General features: G+C 47.0%; 15 protein-coding genes. 8 read left to right on the top strand and 7 right to left on the bottom strand.

The features are described 5' to 3' along the window. Positions 1-7 precede the first annotated feature (7 nt). On the bottom strand, positions 8-2,701 hold the full coding sequence (locus MF542_RS04190; protein ID WP_247016282.1) for a M14 family metallopeptidase: 2,694 nt from the start codon (positions 2,699-2,701) through the stop codon (positions 8-10). A 264-nt stretch (positions 2,702-2,965) separates the two neighbouring features. On the opposite strand from MF542_RS04190, the gene rpmF reads away from it, so the two are divergent. Together rpmF and MF542_RS04180 are read left to right on the top strand one after the other, a co-directional pair. Further along, positions 2,966-3,151 (top strand): 50S ribosomal protein L32, encoded by a 186-nt coding sequence (gene rpmF / locus MF542_RS04185; RefSeq protein ID WP_247016278.1) that lies wholly within the window; start codon positions 2,966-2,968, stop codon positions 3,149-3,151. A 127-nt stretch (positions 3,152-3,278) separates the two neighbouring features. Then, on the top strand, positions 3,279-4,058 hold the full coding sequence (locus MF542_RS04180) for a M48 family metallopeptidase (RefSeq protein ID WP_247016276.1): 780 nt from the start codon (positions 3,279-3,281) through the stop codon (positions 4,056-4,058). Here MF542_RS04180 and nadC read toward each other — a convergent pair whose 3' ends face one another. The 6 genes from nadC to MF542_RS04150 form a co-directional block, all read right to left on the bottom strand. Beyond that, positions 4,059-4,898, bottom strand: coding sequence for a carboxylating nicotinate-nucleotide diphosphorylase (gene nadC, locus MF542_RS04175; RefSeq protein WP_247016958.1), 840 nt, complete (start codon positions 4,896-4,898; stop codon positions 4,059-4,061). Positions 4,899-4,922: 24 nt separating this feature from the next. Next, a complete protein-coding gene (gene nadA, locus MF542_RS04170; protein WP_247016275.1) occupies positions 4,923-5,915 on the bottom strand; it encodes a quinolinate synthase NadA in 993 nt (330 codons plus the stop codon). 81 nt (positions 5,916-5,996) lie between these two features. Next, the gene (locus MF542_RS04165; protein WP_247016274.1) at positions 5,997-6,905 is read right to left on the bottom strand and encodes an MBL fold metallo-hydrolase; all 909 of its coding nucleotides are present in this window, start codon (positions 6,903-6,905) and stop codon (positions 5,997-5,999) included. Positions 6,906-7,227: 322 nt separating this feature from the next. Then, on the bottom strand, positions 7,228-8,022 hold the full coding sequence (gene modA, locus MF542_RS04160) for a molybdate ABC transporter substrate-binding protein (RefSeq protein ID WP_247016272.1): 795 nt from the start codon (positions 8,020-8,022) through the stop codon (positions 7,228-7,230). 8 nt (positions 8,023-8,030) lie between these two features. Further along, positions 8,031-8,804 (bottom strand): substrate-binding periplasmic protein, encoded by a 774-nt coding sequence (locus MF542_RS04155; RefSeq protein ID WP_247016270.1) that lies wholly within the window; start codon positions 8,802-8,804, stop codon positions 8,031-8,033. A gap of 78 nt (positions 8,805-8,882) precedes the next feature. Then, positions 8,883-9,917, bottom strand: coding sequence for a polyprenyl synthetase family protein (locus tag MF542_RS04150; protein WP_247016268.1), 1,035 nt, complete (start codon positions 9,915-9,917; stop codon positions 8,883-8,885). 177 nt (positions 9,918-10,094) lie between these two features. On the opposite strand from MF542_RS04150, the gene MF542_RS04145 reads away from it, so the two are divergent. From MF542_RS04145 to glyS, 6 genes are all read left to right on the top strand, one after another. Beyond that, positions 10,095-10,889, top strand: a complete 795-nt coding sequence (locus MF542_RS04145; RefSeq protein WP_247016267.1) for a tRNA1(Val) (adenine(37)-N6)-methyltransferase — start codon at positions 10,095-10,097, stop codon at positions 10,887-10,889. 51 nt (positions 10,890-10,940) lie between these two features. Then, the gene (locus tag MF542_RS04140; RefSeq protein ID WP_247016264.1) at positions 10,941-11,816 is read left to right on the top strand and encodes a S49 family peptidase; all 876 of its coding nucleotides are present in this window, start codon (positions 10,941-10,943) and stop codon (positions 11,814-11,816) included. A 45-nt stretch (positions 11,817-11,861) separates the two neighbouring features. Continuing rightward, entirely contained in the window at positions 11,862-12,161 is a 300-nt protein-coding gene (locus MF542_RS04135) for a chorismate mutase (protein ID WP_343264852.1), read from the top strand. A 21-nt stretch (positions 12,162-12,182) separates the two neighbouring features. Then, positions 12,183-12,923, top strand: a complete 741-nt coding sequence (gene map, locus MF542_RS04130) for a type I methionyl aminopeptidase (protein ID WP_247016260.1) — start codon at positions 12,183-12,185, stop codon at positions 12,921-12,923. 182 nt (positions 12,924-13,105) lie between these two features. Next, positions 13,106-13,990, top strand: coding sequence for a glycine--tRNA ligase subunit alpha (locus tag MF542_RS04125; protein ID WP_247016258.1), 885 nt, complete (start codon positions 13,106-13,108; stop codon positions 13,988-13,990). Positions 13,991-13,992: 2 nt separating this feature from the next. Beyond that, entirely contained in the window at positions 13,993-16,164 is a 2,172-nt protein-coding gene (gene glyS / locus MF542_RS04120) for a glycine--tRNA ligase subunit beta (RefSeq protein ID WP_247016256.1), read from the top strand. Positions 16,165-16,178: the final 14 nt, after the last annotated feature.

Below are 16,178 nucleotides of genomic sequence, written 5' to 3'. Positions count from 1 at the left end.
TACTCTCCTAACGTAGCGGGCTTGATTGTGCAGCACCGTGGAAGATGGCGTTAAAGAACACCATGTTCAGGCCATCAAGATAGGCACGTACTGTTGGGTCTTGTGTAAACCCAATAACATGACCGCGCCCCATACGCTCGCTAACAACAAATGGTTTATAGGCATATTGCTTGCGGTTTTCTTCCCAAAGGTGCCCACTGGCGAGAAGGGCATCAGACCCTTCAAACCAAGCGACATTTCGGCCGCTGTTAAGCTGCGCTGGGGTATAGATGTCACTCCCGCGGATAAGAACATTCAAGGTATCTGGTAGGCCGGACGACAGCCAGTGGTCTTTATCAACAGATGCACGTACCAATACACCAGGAACACTATCTGGACTTTCGTTTGTTGGTTCGGTAGCTGCCTGCATTTCTTCCAGGCTATTGAAGATAGTTCCTTCTACACGCCCGCTTTTGAGTTTCTTTTCTTTACCAGCGTCTTTTTCTTTTACCTGTGCTTCACGCTGAATTGAAAGCATGCCTACATCTTTATCTGAGAGATAGCGAACGGCAGTACCCGTCCCGATGAGAACGCCGCCTTTACGTACCCACTCCTTGAGGTTAGACGCTCCACGTTTCCCGAGAGCAGATTGGTAACCGCCCCAAGAGGATGGCAGAATGATAACCTGATACCGCGACAGATCAGCACGAGAAAGCTGGGCGGGGCGAATAGCTGTTACCGGATAACCAAATTGTCGTTCGACCACAAAACGCGTGTTGCCGGCGGAGTATTGGCTTGTTGGTTCATCCCATGCGATGGCAACTTTAGGGGCAACCAGTTCGTTCACTGAACGGCTACCTAAATCTTGCCCGCTATCAACCCAGCTTGAATTAACACCAACAACTTCGGCTCCTGTAGCTTCTGCGATTGCTTTAAGGTCTGGGCCTAGTGTCTCTGTGTTTTTAGAGACATCAAAGATCAATGTACCAGCAGGATAATCCTTACCGTCTTTTCTAAAGCCTTCGTCGATAATTTTAACGCGAAGCCCTTTACGCAGAGCGGAGGTAAGAAGGCGGCCTGCAGCCATGTCGTTCCAAGGTACCAGATAGGCGACAGAAGCTTCTGTTGTATTAACACTAGCTGTATTGATTAGTGTTTCACCTGCTGGTGTAGAAGAAGCATTTACAGCTTTGCCGCAAATATCCATTTCCACATTATACATAATAGGCAGTGACCATGCGGTTACGTCATAGATATCATGGCCAATGTTTTTCGCACGTCGGCGTTCCTGTTCTTTTACCCACTCTCCGCTCATGTTTACCTGTGGATCAAGTAGCGTGCGGATCATGCGCTTACGTGGCTGCGCACTATCAACAATGAAAGCACCTGCTTGGTATGTGTTGCCGCATGCGCTGAAATTTGACGTAGCTTGTTGCACTTCAATTCCTTGTGCGGAAAGTACGCCTGCAAGCTTACGATTAGCTGCTTTGTCTCTTGACGCAGGGAAAATATAAGAACGGTTCTTTTTATCTTTCTTGGCTTCATCAATGGCTGAAACCTGATAGTCCCAGAAGTTTGTAAGAAACTTTTCCCTGTTCTTTGCTGTGGTTTCTGCGGTGGCCATAGAAGTGATAAAGTGTTGGCGAACCGTCTGGCGGTATTCAAGGTCTGTACCGTTACTGCGGCGGTAAACAAGCCCACGAGATGAGGCTTGTTCATATGTCATGGAAATAGCGCCGTAATACGCTGGCCAGCTGGCACCATACCCTGGATAGAAAGCATCAAAAATATCACGTGTGAAATAGCTGTAGCCGAAGTTATCAAACCATTTGGCGTTATTTTTACCAAATAGATAAAGGCTTTCACGCTGCTCGCCGGAAAGGTGAGGATTATATGGATCGGCTTCTGGTGCGAAATAATAAGTGCTGTTACCCCCCATTTCGTGAAGGTCAACAAACACCAGAGGGTACCATTCCTGCAGCGCTTTCACATGGCCTTTGGTTTCGGGCTGTGTGAGCGAAATCCAATCACGGTTCATATCAAACAAATAGTGGTTTGTACGCCCGGACGGCCATGGCTCGTTGTGTTCAGCGGAAATTGGATCGCTATCTGCTTCCATACCAAGTGCTGTGCGGAAACGGTTGATGAAGCGGTCCCGGCCATCAGGATTTTGAAGGGGGTTAACAAAGACAATGCTGTTGTCTAGAATTTCTGGAACACGTTCATCGCCCTCAGATGCGAGCAGGTGATATGCTGTCATCATAGCGGCATCTGTGGAAGAGATCTCATTCCCATGCACACTGTATGCGAGCCATGTAGAAGACGGCATATCATCAATTAGCTTCTTAGCTTCTGCGCTTGAGGTTTTTCTTGGGTCTGAAAGTGCCTGCATGCCAGCTTTGAAAGTATCAAGTTTGGCAATGTTTTCCGGGCTTGATATTGCAAGATAAATAAGGCGGCGGCCTTCCCATGTTTCGCCGTAATCAAATAACTTGATACGGTCAGGTGCAGCTGCCGCTAGAGCTTCGAAATAGCGAATCATATCAGCATGAGTGGTGATACGTTCGCCGCTTTTATAGCCTAAAACGCTTTCAAGTGTTGGAATGCTCGTCTGGTACTGTGCATTTGGCCAATACTCATAATCATCGGCAGCGATGGTTGCTGCACTTAGGCTGCTTATAAGCGCTGTAGCGGCTAACGCGCCCTTCAGATAGTTTTTCATTATGTCCCCCTAGAGCCAGAATTCGTGGTCTAATCATCAAATAGATCGATAAACACTTATTTACAGCTTGAAAAGGGTGGAAGAATCAATTATCCGTGCGCCCAAGAACGGGATCACGCCGCAGGTGTGACTTATCCCTTGCTTTTTAATGAGGTTCGCCTTATGTTGCGCGCCTCGAATTCAATTAGTTCGCCAATTGGTGGGCTTTTAAATTTACCCGGCGGTGCTGAATAGCTAACCCCGGTTAGTGAAAAGGTTAGAAAAATGGCAGTTCCTAAGAGTAAGATCACTCGTTCTCGCCGTGGTATGCGTCGTTCACACGATGCTCTGAAAGCAGTTAACTTTCAGGAAGATACACACACAGGTGAATACAAGCTTCGCCACCACATCGACCTGAAGACAGGTATGTACCGTGGTAAGCAAATTCTTGAGCCAAAAGGCGATTACTAAATCCCTTTTGAAACTCAATTGAGTTTATGAAAGCCGGCGAGCCAGATGGTTCGTCGGTTTTTGTTTGTTTTGAGGCCAGCTCTGGTATCCTTATCTATAGTCGAATCAGAAATTGATGGGGTATCTCGTGCGTATCAAAACCTTTATCGCCGCTTGCATGGCTCTTTGCCTTTCCGCCTGTGTTACAACAAATGAAGTAACTGGGCGCTCCCAATTTATCACCATTCCTGCAAGCCAGGATGAAGCGCTCGGCCTTCAGGCACTTAATGAAGTGAAGAAGAGCAATGGGAACGTTCGTACATCAGGGCGCGATGTTGAACGTGTGCGCCGCATTGGTGAGCGTATTGTTCATGTTTCAGATAAGCCTGATATGAATTGGGAATTCATTGTTATCGATGAGCCTGTTCTAAATGCGTGGGCTTTGCCGGGTGGTAAGGTCGCTGTTTACAGCAAGATGATTGATAACCTGACAGATGAAGAACTGGCAGCAGTACTTGGACATGAAGCCGCACATGCTATTCTCCGCCACGGTGCTGAACAGGTGAGCAGAGCACAGGCGCAGCAGCTCGCGATTGTTGGTCTTGGTGCTGTGGTTGGCGCGACAACTGAGAATGAAAAAAATGCTCAACTCGCTGTAGCTTTAGGTTCAATGGCAGCACAAGGTTTTGTAGCTCTTCCACACAGTCGAAACATGGAGCTGGAAGCAGACCATGTGGGTACTATTTATATGGCACGCGCAGGCTATAACCCGAGGGCTGCAGCTCAGCTATGGCGCAAGATGGCACGCCTTAAAGAAGGTGGTGGTAGCCAACCAACGTTCCTGTCTACTCACCCTTCAGATGATAAACGGATTTCCCGAATTGAAAACCGTATGTCTGAATATTTGGCGATTTACGAACGGCACTAATTATTCAGTGAAGAAATCAAGACCAATGTCAACTGCTGGGGCGGACTGTGTGAGCCGTCCCACAGAAATATAGTTCACGCCTGTTTCGGCGATAGCGCGGATAGTTTCTAAATTCACGCCGCCAGATGCTTCACAATTGATGCGGCCATCTACAATTTTCAGTGCTTCCCTAAGCACAGCAGGGGGCATGTTATCTAGAAGCAGGCTATTTGCGCCAGCTTCAACGGCTTCTTTCACTTGCTCTAGTGTGTCACATTCAACTTGAATATCTTTTCGGCCAGCAGCTTTTGCACCTTCAATGGCTTTTTCAACACTGCCAGCTACAGCGATATGATTATCTTTGATCATGACCGCATCAAAAAGACCTATGCGGTGGTTTTTACCGCCGCCCATAGCTGTGGCGTATTTGCCAAGTTTTCTGAGGCCAGGAATGGTTTTACGCGTATCGAGCAAGGTCGCAGGCGTGCCTTCAATCAGGTCAACATACTGCCGAGTGAGCGTTGCAATTCCTGAAAGGTGCTGAACGATGTTAAGGGCTGTGCGCTCAGCAGAGAGTAGTGCTCGCGCTGTACCGTGGACGGTCAGGATATTGGTGCCAGCTGAGAGCTTGTCACCATCTTTGGCTTCAAATGTGAACTTGCAATCAGGGTCAAGGCGTTTGAAAATAGGCTCAATAAGCGGCAGGCCTGCTACTACCATATCTTCTCGAGCATTCATGCTTGCTTTCAGCATAGCATCTATAGGAATTACGGTTTCCGCTGTTACATCACCTGTGGCAATATCTTCAGCGAAGGCACTATCAATGAAGGCTTCAACTTCTTGGTTAGATAGCGGAAACATGGTCACGTGAATTTACCTTGTTGTTTACAGGTTTTCTTTTGGTGGCTGCGGCGCGAATGTTGGGCTCATTTCCAGCATGCGACGTAAAGGCTTTTCCGCTTTGATGCGTGTCTCTTCATCCAGATTGATTTCCGGCCCGAGATCACGCAGGCAAAGATATAGTTTATCCATCGTATTTAGCGCCATATATGGGCAAATATTACAATTACAGTTGCCGTCAGCACCCGGCGCGCCGATGAATGTTTTATGCGGTGCTGCTTTTTCCATTTGGTGGATAATGCCAGGTTCTGTGGCAATGATCATGGTGTCAGTTTCATGCTCTGTCACAAACTTCAGGATAGAACTGGTTGAACCAACATGGTCAGCATGTTGGACGATCTGATCAGGGCACTCGGGGTGTGCAGCAACTGGTGCGTTTGGATGCTTTGCTTTCAGCTTGATCAGCTCTTTTTCACTGAATAGTTCGTGCACCATACAGGTACCCTGCCAAAGAAGCATGTCGCGGCCCAGTTTACGAGACAAGTAGCCACCAAGGTGGCGGTCCGGCGCGAAGATGATTTTTTGGTCTTCAGGAATTTGGGATACGATGCTTTCAGCGTTAGAGCTGGTCACGATAATATCCGTGTGTGCTTTAACCGCTGCTGAGCAGTTGATGTAACTAAGAACCAGATGATCAGGGTTCGCTTTTACGAATTTTTCAAATTCATCAGGTGGGCAGCTATCTTCCAGGCTACAACCAGCTTCCAGATCAGGCAGAACTACTGTTTTTTCAGGGCTTAGGATTTTCGCCACTTCCGCCATGAAGCGCACGCCGCAGAACACAATAACATCAGCGTCCGTCTCTGCTGCTTTACGAGAGAGATCGAGGCTGTCACCAACAAAATCTGCAATGTCCTGAATTTCACCAGCTTGGTAATAATGCGCTAAAATAACTGCGTTTTTTTCTTTGCGCAGGCGCTTGATTTCTTCGACCACATCAAGGGTAGGGTCTACTACTGGTGTGTTTACCAAGTTCATGGTTGTCTCCTAAGACGTACTTCGTACATTTGGCAGCATAAATACAAGGGGTGCGCACCAAACGCAAACAAGATATTTCAACTAGCCAGCTAAGCTATATATACTTGAAAGACGTGGAGGTCCTTCACAGGAAATTCTACCTTCATCAACTAGTGCAATAATGTGCCCGAATACCGAACGAGCAGCAGCCGGATGCAGGCGTTTATCCACGTCTTTATACATGCGAGCCACTAGTATATCGATAGTGCTAGCTCCATCTTCAAGGCACTTTAATATTTGCCCTTCACGCATTTTACGGTGAGTAACGATGCCGCGGATGAAAGGTTTTGGATTTTCCACCCATGGGCCGTGAGTGGGGATGAGTTTTTCTACATCCTCTTCGGCTATTTTTTTGAGGCTTTCTATATATTTTCTTACATCACCGTCTGGTGGTGCGATTACTGTTGTAGCCCATCCCATAACGTGATCACCAACAAACATGAGTTTTTCCTCCTTAAGAAGAAAGCACATATGATTGGCGGTATGGCCAGGGGTGTGAATAGCTTTTAAAGTCCAGTCGGTCCCTGAAAAAGTATCGCTATCAGTGATGGTGTGGTCTGGCATAAATTCTTTATCAGCTCCGGCTTCGACTTCTTCTTCCTGAAGGCCTCCTGCGCGCCCGGTACCGTGCGGTCCGAACGCATAGATTGGTGCTTCGGTTTTTTCCGAAAGCCATGCTGAAAGAGGGGAGTGATCAATGTGGCTATGTGTTACGAAAATGTGTGTAATAGGCCTATCACCAGCTGCCTTTAAAATAGCTTCCCCGTGTTCTGTATCAAAGGGGCCGGGATCAATAACCGCAAGGTTATTTTCGGCACCAACAAGGTAGGTTCCTGTACCTGTATAGGTGAACGGGCTTGGGTTGTTACACAGAACGCGAGTGACCCGTTTGGTCATTTGTTCTGGTATTCCATACTCCGCGGAAAAATCCTGTTTAAATTCTACACTCATATCTGCCTCACAAACTTATGGAGAGAGCTGTATCAGTTTCTTGGAAAGTCAACTAGAGAAAAGAAAAAGCCAACTGTCCAGTTCGGATTGCTTGGGGGCAAATCTGGGCAGTTGGCTATTCACTGGGCTGCTGCAAGTGGCAGCTAGAGCAACCTTGATCTAAACCGAAATCGGTGGCAGCCGGATAATCGGTTTGCATAAAGAATAGCAACCACTGTGCCAGTTTTCGAAATGGCGGAAAATATAGGGTTTTATCAGTTCAAGGAAATGTATGTATCAAAATGAAGCATATGTGATCTGAAATGAAACTGGATGTTTAGTTTCAATTTGATGCAATTGTTATAAATCCGTATTTTTCCCATATAGGAGCAGTATTTGGTGACTTCAGAAAAGCAATAAATGAAGTGGCTGTGCTATTACTCTGTTTTAGCGGTGCAGCAATATACTGAATTGGGTTTTCTGTCGGGTTATTTTGAACTCTATGTATGATATGAACGTTGGTGCTGATCGCTGCGTCTGAGGCATATATGAAACCTGTTAGTCCTCCATATTCTACTAGACGTAATGTCTGTCTTACATTTGGGCTATAGGCCACTTTGCCTTTTAGGGCATCCCATGCATCAATAGATAAGAGAAAGCGTTTTGCATACTGGCCAGCTGGTGATGTAGCTGGGTTCGCAAGTGCTAATCTACCCCCTTTAAGCAAGCTTAATAAGTTGTTTTTGTTAATGTGAGGTATCGTAGCTGTTTTACTTTTTGAGGTGGCGATAACAAGCGTATTAGCGGCGATAATGGTAGGGTTGGTTTTGAGTTGTTTTTTCTCTTGTAAGTAACTTATCCAATCTTCGTGGGCAGATATGATTATATCGGCTTTTGCTCCCGCATTAATCTGTCGAGCTAGAATAGCACTTCCCCCAAATGAGAAGAGAGGTTTGGGGTTTTTGGTTTTTTGTGAAAAAGCTCGCGCTATTTCAGGCAATACGTCTTGAGTGCTTGAGGCAGCAAATATAATGAGTGAACGTTGTCTGGTGTCTTTTGCTGTTGCTTTAAAACTTACGCAAAATACCGCCGCAAATAGAAGGACGATTTTTAATAGGTTTGTGATAATAGAGAACATTGTTTAATTCATTCAACCGACATATTTTCAGCAACAAAGTATGGGAACTGGGTAACTATCTCAGTATAGAGACCAGACATTCTTATAGTTTTCAGACCATTATTAAAGGATTGAATAAGCCTTTCCGCATTAGCTGTCTTTTTAGAGATAATGAGGCTTAGGCTTGCGGCAGGAAATGCTTTAGTGGCAACGTTTAATTTGATGTCTTGATCTGGAAATATTTCATCCAGAAAGTATGTATGAGCGACAGGATTAATAAGGATACAATCGATCCGTTTAGAGATTAAGCTGTTGTATAAAGTCTCGTATGTGGGGAAGCGAATAGGTGGTTTGTTCGCATTCTTTAAATAGTCACCGATATAAGGGTGTTCGCTGAACATCACAGTGCCAACTCGGTGTGACAGGATATCTTCGAAAGTTTGCCAATCTGCCTGCACGTCTTGATGGCAAACAAGAGTCTCTTGAAAGGTAAAGACTGGATCTGAATATAAGAAATCATTGGCACGGTTTTCTGAATGATACCATACCGCCGAACCATCCCAAGTACCAATTCTGCCGAGTGCGTAAGCTCGGCCCCATGGAAAAAAGCCCCATTCAACTGTATATTCAGCCTCTTTAAAAGCAGCTTCTACTACAGCAATGGCGATACCTTGTGCGGTTTGATCTTTTTGCGCAATAAAAGGGCGCCAGTTTCCAACTGTTAGTCTAACTGTTTGATCATTTGACCAAACAGAAAAAGAGACAAAAGTCGCACTTAATAAAAAGGCAATGATAAGACGCACTATACTCTTCCCCAAATCAGCAAGTACAAAACTTAGCAAATGTTGAAGAGTAATTCTACTTTAACTATACAGGTGCGACTAATAAGCGCGTTCGATGCAGAAGTCTACAATGCCAAGCATGCAATCTTTTGCTTCACTGTCTTTGAAAATTGCAAGTGCATCCTTTGCCATAGCGCCATAATGGCGGGCTCTCTCAATAGTATCGTTGATAGTACCGTGCTGTGTTAGAAGTTCTAGGGCATGCTCTAGATCACCATCTTCTTGTTTCAGCTTTTGAATGGTGCGCTTCCAGAATTCACGTTCTTCATCCGAACCACGACGATATGCAAGAATAACAGGCAATGTAATCTTGCCCTCACGGAAATCGTCACCAATTTCCTTGCCAAGCGTTGCGCGTTTGGCGTTGTAATCAAGTGCATCATCTACGAGTTGGAAGGCAATGCCTAGGTACTTTCCGTATGCTTCAAGTGCCTTTTCAGCCTCTTCACCATGTTCTTCAGAGATAACTCCGGCAACCTCGCAGGCAGCAGCAAAGAGCACAGCTGTTTTAGCGGTGATAACCTGAAGGTATGTCTCTTCCGTTGTTGAAAGGTCATTCGCAACAGTCAATTGCAGTACTTCACCCTCAGTAATAACAGCAGAGGTATTGGACAGAATTTGAAGAACTCGCAAGCTATCGCTTTCAACCATCAATTCAAACGCGCGGCTGAACAGGAAGTCACCAACAAGAACAGTTGCTTGGTTGCCCCAAATAAGATTGGCTGGTTTTTTACCTCGGCGTAGTTTGCTTTCGTCTACAACATCATCGTGAAGCAGTGTCGCTGTGTGAATAAATTCAACAGCCGTAGCAAGACCAATCTGTTTTTTGCCTTCGTAGGCAAGCAGTTTTGAAGAGGCAAGTGTAAGCATAGGTCTTAAGCGCTTGCCGCCAGAATTAATCAAGTGACCTGCAAGTTCAGGGATGAGGGCGACAGGACTGTCCATCCGTTTAAGGATGGTATCATTCACGAGCTGCATCTGATCAGCCACAAGGCTTTGCATTTTCTCGATTGCGGTTATTGTTTTGTCCGCATTTTGATGATCTTCCAGAGATACAACGTTGTTACTAGCCATGATGATACCGTTATGCCTATACTTCGATAGATTTTTGTTGCGGCGAACATATAGCCGCTTCACCATTAACGCAAGGTTGTCGCGGTAAAAGAAAGGTTACTACCTTGATTGACCCTATGATAAAGTTGAATACAATTTATTGAATAAATACAAAGTTTCAAATTTCGCGGAAAATTTGTGGAAAAACTGTCAGATATCGTCGCTAAACAATTTGCCGAGACCATGCCTGAAGAAGGGGAAACAATAGATGATTTCCTCGGCGGTAATGTCCGTCTTATTCAGCCTGCATCTGGATACAGGATTTCCATGGATACTGTGATGCTCGCAGCATCTGTGCCAGCCAAAGCTGGACAACGTATTCTTGAGGGTGGAGTGGGTACAGGCGGTGCTGCTATTTGTTTGGCGCGTCGTGTGTCTGGCGTTTATGTGAACGGTGTTGAACGCGAGGATGAAATGATTTCATACGCGCGCCGTAACGTTGCCTTCAATGGATTGGAGGAAAACGTACAAATTCACAAAGCATGTATTACCGACCTAAGTGATGAAGAAGGGCAGTATGACCATGTAATGGTCAACCCGCCGTACCTTGCTGAAGGGCACGGCATCAGGCCGCCTTCTGAAAATAAAGGGCTCGCGCACATGGATTTAGGCACCACGCTTAAGGACTGGATGCGTTTCTGTGTTTATAAGGCTAAGGTAAAAGGCACAATTTCTATTGTTTACCGTGCCGATAGGGTTGATGAGATTATCGCACATCTCCACCGTAGAGTTGGTGAATTGAAAATTATGCCACTTTGGCCGCGCGTTGGGGTGCATGCTAAGCGCGTTATCATTCAGGGGCGCAAAGGGGTGCGTGGTGCAGCAACAATTTTGCCAGGTATTCCGCTCCATGGTGAGGTTGAACGCTATACACCAGAGGCCAAAGCCGTTTTATGGGATGGAAAGCAGCTTGAGTTGAAAGATTTTGCGTGAACGCCTGAAAACAGGTAAGCAAGTGGGGAATTTTCTTTTAAGGCGCCGTTAATGCTCAAAAAGCTAGGTAAAATTCTATATTCACTACGTCGTGCGATCTTTGGCGATCCGCCACCGGTTGTGGCTGTTTTAAGGTTGTACGGCGTTATCGGTCCCGGTGGTCGTTTCAAGCAAGGCATTAGTATGGCCTCTGCCGCAAGGCAGATTGAACAGGCCTTCGCTATCAACGGCGTTTCAGCGGTTGCGCTTCTTATTAATTCGCCGGGCGGTTCCCCTGTTCAGTCTTCTCTTATCAATAAACGTATCCGCGACTTGGCAGATGAAAAGCATGTTCCTGTACTGGCTTTTGCTGAAGATGTAGCGGCTTCCGGTGGTTATATGATCGCGCTGGCAGGGGATGAGATATACGCTAATGAAAGTTCTATTGTCGGCAGTATTGGTGTGATTTCTAGCGGGTTTGGTTTCACAGAGGCTATGAAAAAGCTGGGGGTGGAGCGCAGGCTGCATACCTCTGGCGAAAGCAAAGCTATGCTTGATGCGTTTCAGGAGGAAAAAGAAGAAGACGTCACGCGCCTGAAAGAAATTCAGCATGAAATTCATGAGCAGTTTAAAAAGCTTGTTCGTGATAGGCGCGGTAAACGCCTTAAGGGATTACGCGGTAAACTGTTTTCTGGTGATGTATTCACTGGCGCTGAAGCTGTCAAACTTGGGCTGATTGACGGCATTGGCGATGTTCGGTCGGTTCTTCATTCCCGATTTGGGAAAGAAGTAAAATTGCGCGTATTGAGTGATAGAAAGCCACGCCTTGGGTCTCTTTTAGGCCTTGGCGGTGGTGATGATACAGATTTGGGGGTGCTTCACGATATGCCGAAGGGGATGCTTTCGGCGATTGAAGAGCGCATGTTCTGGAATAGGTTCGGGCTGTAACGAGTATTTTGGAGGAAGCCTGTGTCAGGTGAAGCAAAAAAAGAAATAACTGAAGAGCAAAAACAGCAACTGCGGGAATATAGAGAAAGCATCGATAATATTGATGCATCTCTTGTGTTTATGCTGGCTGAACGCTTCAAGATTACGAAGGCTGTTGGGTTTTATAAGCGTGAGCATGACCTGCCGCCAGCCGACCCAAGCCGGGAAAAGCTGCAAGTGGAGCGTCTGCGTGATTTGGCGAAATCAGCGAACCTTGACCCAGAGTTTAGCGAGAAGTTTTTGAACTTCATTATCAGGGAAGTTATCCAGCACCATGAGCGTATTCGCGAACGTGGTGAACTGTAAGTATTTGATTGAGATAGTTTTATGATCATCGATGGGCCGGAAGCGCTCGAAAAGTTAAAAGAGATTGGCGCGATCTGCAGAGATGTAAGAATGGCGATGGGGGAAGCTGTGCGCCCTGGTATTACGCCCTTGGAGCTTGATGCAATCGCAGAGAAAATGTTCGCCGAACGGGGTGCGCGTTCAGCGCCGATCCTTGCGTATAAATTTCCGGGGCAGACATGTATTTCTGTTCATGATGCGGTGGCGCACGGTATTCCGGGAGATCAACCGCTTGTTGAAGGGCAGCTAGTGAACATTGATGTTTCCGCAGAAAAAGATGGTGTTTTCGCGGATACTGGTGAGAGTTTTGCCATTGGTAAAATCTCGCCGGACCTTCAAAAGCTTCTGGACGTTACCAAAGATGCACAGCGGAAGGCGATGTTTGCCGCGCGTGCCGGGCAGCCTGTAAATGTAGTTGGTAAGGCGGTTCAGAAAGAAGCCTATAAGCATAATTATAAGATAATTGAAGGACTTAACGGTCACGGTGTGGGCGGCTGGATTCACGAAGAGCCAACGGTGCCAAACCTTTATTACCCAAGGGATAAAGAGAAGCTTGTTGAAGGGCAGGTGATCACGATTGAACCGTTCCTGACTACAGAAAGCCGCCACTATGTGGAGGATGCGGATGGTTGGACCCTTCGTCTTGCAGAGGGCGGTTTCGGAGCGCAGTTTGAGCACACATTCGTTGTGACCAAAGGTGCGCCCATTGTTGTGACTCAATAGGTTTTTGCACGTTTCCTGTGCCCAAAAGTGTGCCCGGAAATGTGCCCTTGTTCGGAGGTGAGATCAGGCGGTAACAAATGAAACCAAAAAACCTTGGTTTCCAACCTTGACCACCCCTTAGCCTGCGGCTAGTTTGCACCGCAATATTTTACGTAAAGATTCGGTTTTTTAAAGCGACCAAAATGACAGATAAATCCCAGAATAAAGGCGGCATGCCTTTCCAGCAAATGATCCTGACGCTCCAAGATTATTGGGCGAAGCAGGGCTGTGTTATCCTTCAGCCATATGATCTGGAAATGGGCGCGGGTACATTCCACCCTGCAACCACGCTGCGCGCACTGGGCCCTGAGGGCTGGAAAGCTGCCTATGTGCAGCCTTGTCGCCGCCCAACAGATGGTCGCTACGGTGAAAACCCAATGCGCTTGCAGCATTATTACCAGTTTCAGGTAATCCTTAAGCCGTCCCCTGAAAATATGCAGGAGCTTTATCTCGGTAGCCTCAAAGCTATCGGGATTGATGCCAAGCTGCATGATATCCGTTTTGTGGAAGATGATTGGGAAAGCCCAACCCTTGGTGCGTGGGGCCTCGGCTGGGAAGTATGGTGTGACGGCATGGAAGTAAGCCAATACACATATTTCCAGCAAGTTGGTGGTTTCGAATGTAAGCCGGTTTCTGGTGAGCTAACCTACGGACTTGAACGTCTGGCCATGTTCGTGCAGGGCGTGGATAATGTTTATGATCTTGATTTCAACGGCGCTGGCGTAACATACGGCGACGTGTACCAGGAAAATGAGCGTGAGCAATCCGCCTACAACTTTGAACACGCCAACACTGAAAAACTGTTTGAAGAGTTTAAGCGCGCACAGGATGAATGCGCGAAGTTGATTGAAGCAGAATTGCCGCTGCCAGCTTATGAGCAGTGCATTAAATCAAGCCATACTTTCAACCTTCTTGATGCCCGCGGGGTGATCTCGGTAACGGAACGTCAGGCCTATATCGGCCGCGTGCGTGATCTCGCGAAGGGCTGCTGTGAAGCATGGATCAAGAAAAACGGGTGGGAGCTATAATCATGGCTGATCTTCTAATCGAACTATTTTCAGAAGAAATTCCTGCGCGTATGCAGGGTAAAGCGGCTGATGATCTGAAAAAAATGGTAACAGGCACGCTTAAAGAAGCGGGCCTGACCTTTGATGCGGCCGACGCTTATTCAACACCGCGCCGTCTTGCGCTTAATGTAACAAACCTGCCTGCTGCAACACCGGATATCAGCGAAGAACGCCGCGGCCCACGTGTGGATGCGCCAGAGAAAGCGCTTGAAGGTTTCATGCGCGGTGCTGGTGTAACCCGTGATCAACTTGAAGAGCGCGAGGAAAAGAAAGGCACTTTCTTCTTCGCGAAAATTGAAAAGCCGGGCCGTGCTGCAACGGAAGTAATCGCAGAAGCAGTTGAAAATGCCGTGCGTAATTTCCCGTGGCCAAAGTCTCAGCGCTGGGGCAGTGGATCGCTTAAGTGGGTTCGCCCGCTTCACAGCATCCTTTGTGTGCTTGGCGGTGAAACTGTTGAACTGGAAGTTGAAGGTTACCGGGCTGGTAACACCACGCGCGGTCACCGCTTTATGGCACCTGATGAATTCACGGTTACAGATTTCGCGGATTATAAAGCCAAGCTTCTTGAGCATAAAGTTGTGCTTGATGCCACACGCCGCGAGACACTGATTTATGATACAGCGCAAACGCTTGCGCAGGCCGCCGGGCTTGAACTTGTTGAAGATCGTGGTTTGCTCACTGAAGTAGCTGGCCTTGTTGAATGGCCTGTACCGATGATTGGTGCATTTGACCCTGCTTTCCTTGAAGTGCCGGAAGAAGTGTTGATCCTGACCATGCGGAAGGATCAGAAATATTTCGTGACCCGTGACCCTGCCACTGGCAAACTTGCGAACAAGTTTATCTTCACTGCGAACTTAGAGCCTTCTGATGACGGCTCTGCGGTAACGAACGGTAACCAGCGTGTAGTAAGTGCGCGTCTCGCGGATGCGAAATTCTTCTGGGATCAGGATTTGAAGCGCAAGCTGGATGATAACCTGCCAGCCCTTAAAGAGATCGTATTCCATAAAGACCTTGGTATGGTTTCAGACCGTGTTGAGCGCATGAAGAAGCTCGCGCGCCATTTGGCTGAATTTATTCCGGGCTGTGACGCGGATGAAGCAGAACGCGCGGCAGAGCTTGCGAAAGCAGACCTTGTTTCAAACATGGTTTATGAGTTTCCTGAAGTGCAGGGGGCTATGGGCCGCTATTATGCGCAGAAGCAAGGCGAAACGGATGCGGTGGCAGATGCTATTCGCGATCATTACGCGCCGGCTGGTCCGTCTGACGCATGCCCGTCAGCACCAGTTTCAATCGCAGTAGCGCTTGCGGAAAAGCTCGATACTTTAGCTGGTTTCTTTTTCATTAATCAAAAACCTACAGGCTCTAAAGACCCATTTGCACTTCGAAGAGCCGCATTGGGTACTATCCGTCTTATTGTTGAGAATAACCTTAGAGTGTCTCTTGATAAGCCAATTTATGAGGCCCTTATTCTAGTTAGGGAAACTATTCGTAAGAATGCTCAACTAGAAGTAAAGGTTTCTTCAAGTAGAAATCTGGAAGATTTGTCAATTGCGATTGATGGACTAGAGGCTGATATTGAATATCAAGCTGATGCTTTGCAGCAATTGCTTAGATTTTTTGGAGATCGGTTAAAAGTTGCGCAGCGAGAAAAAGGTGTGCGCCACGATTTAATATCTTCAGTATTTTCTCGATCCGAAGATGGAGAAAAAGACGTCGATATGGTGAGAATATTGACTTGTGTTGTAGCGCTCTCAACATTCCTTGCAACCGATGACGGTACAAACCTGCTTGCGGGTTATAAGCGTGCGGCAAATATCCTGAAAGCGGAAGAGAAGAAAGAGGGCAAGGCCTTCGATGCGAGCGTTGATGCTTCCAAGTTTGAACTGACCGAAGAGAAAGCGCTGGGTGAAGCGCTTGTAAGTGCGAAAGCGGGTGCCTCAGAAGCACTGGAAGCTGAAGACTTTGAAAAAGCCATGAGTGCTCTATCTACACTTAGAGCGCCGATCGATGCTTTCTTCGATAAGGTAATTGTTAATGCGGATGATGCGGATGTGCGGGCTAATCGCCTCTCGCTCCTTACTGAAATTCGTGCAGCAGTAAATACTGTTGCTGATTTTGGCCTGATTGAAGGCTAGGTCGCAGAGTTCAG

Origin of the sequence: Kordiimonas laminariae (genome assembly GCF_023008165.1) — a bacterium.
In the GTDB taxonomy this organism is placed as follows: Bacteria; Pseudomonadota; Alphaproteobacteria; order Sphingomonadales; family Kordiimonadaceae; genus Kordiimonas; species Kordiimonas laminariae.
The sequence above is the reverse complement of the archived record's forward strand: the minus strand, read 5'-3'. Positions and strand labels throughout refer to the sequence as shown.

Bases quoted from the DNA above. Each gene is read 5' to 3' on its own strand.
- nadA (WP_247016275.1), bottom strand. From the start codon at position 5,915: ATGAACTTGGTAAACACACCAGTAGTAGACCCTACCCTTGATGTGGTC.
- nadC (WP_247016958.1), bottom strand. From the start codon at position 4,898: ATGTTTCCGCTATCTAACCAAGAAGTTGAAGCCTTCATTGATAGTGCC.
- MF542_RS04140 (WP_247016264.1), top strand. From the start codon at position 10,941: ATGCTCAAAAAGCTAGGTAAAATTCTATATTCACTACGTCGTGCGATC.
- rpmF (WP_247016278.1), top strand. From the start codon at position 2,966: ATGGCAGTTCCTAAGAGTAAGATCACTCGTTCTCGCCGTGGTATGCGT.
- MF542_RS04190 (WP_247016282.1), bottom strand. From the start codon at position 2,701: ATGAAAAACTATCTGAAGGGCGCGTTAGCCGCTACAGCGCTTATAAGC.
- glyS (WP_247016256.1), top strand. From the start codon at position 13,993: ATGGCTGATCTTCTAATCGAACTATTTTCAGAAGAAATTCCTGCGCGT.
- MF542_RS04125 (WP_247016258.1), top strand. From the start codon at position 13,106: ATGACAGATAAATCCCAGAATAAAGGCGGCATGCCTTTCCAGCAAATG.
- MF542_RS04150 (WP_247016268.1), bottom strand. From the start codon at position 9,917: ATGGCTAGTAACAACGTTGTATCTCTGGAAGATCATCAAAATGCGGAC.
- MF542_RS04165 (WP_247016274.1), bottom strand. From the start codon at position 6,905: ATGAGTGTAGAATTTAAACAGGATTTTTCCGCGGAGTATGGAATACCA.
- map (WP_247016260.1), top strand. From the start codon at position 12,183: ATGATCATCGATGGGCCGGAAGCGCTCGAAAAGTTAAAAGAGATTGGC.
- modA (WP_247016272.1), bottom strand. From the start codon at position 8,022: ATGTTCTCTATTATCACAAACCTATTAAAAATCGTCCTTCTATTTGCG.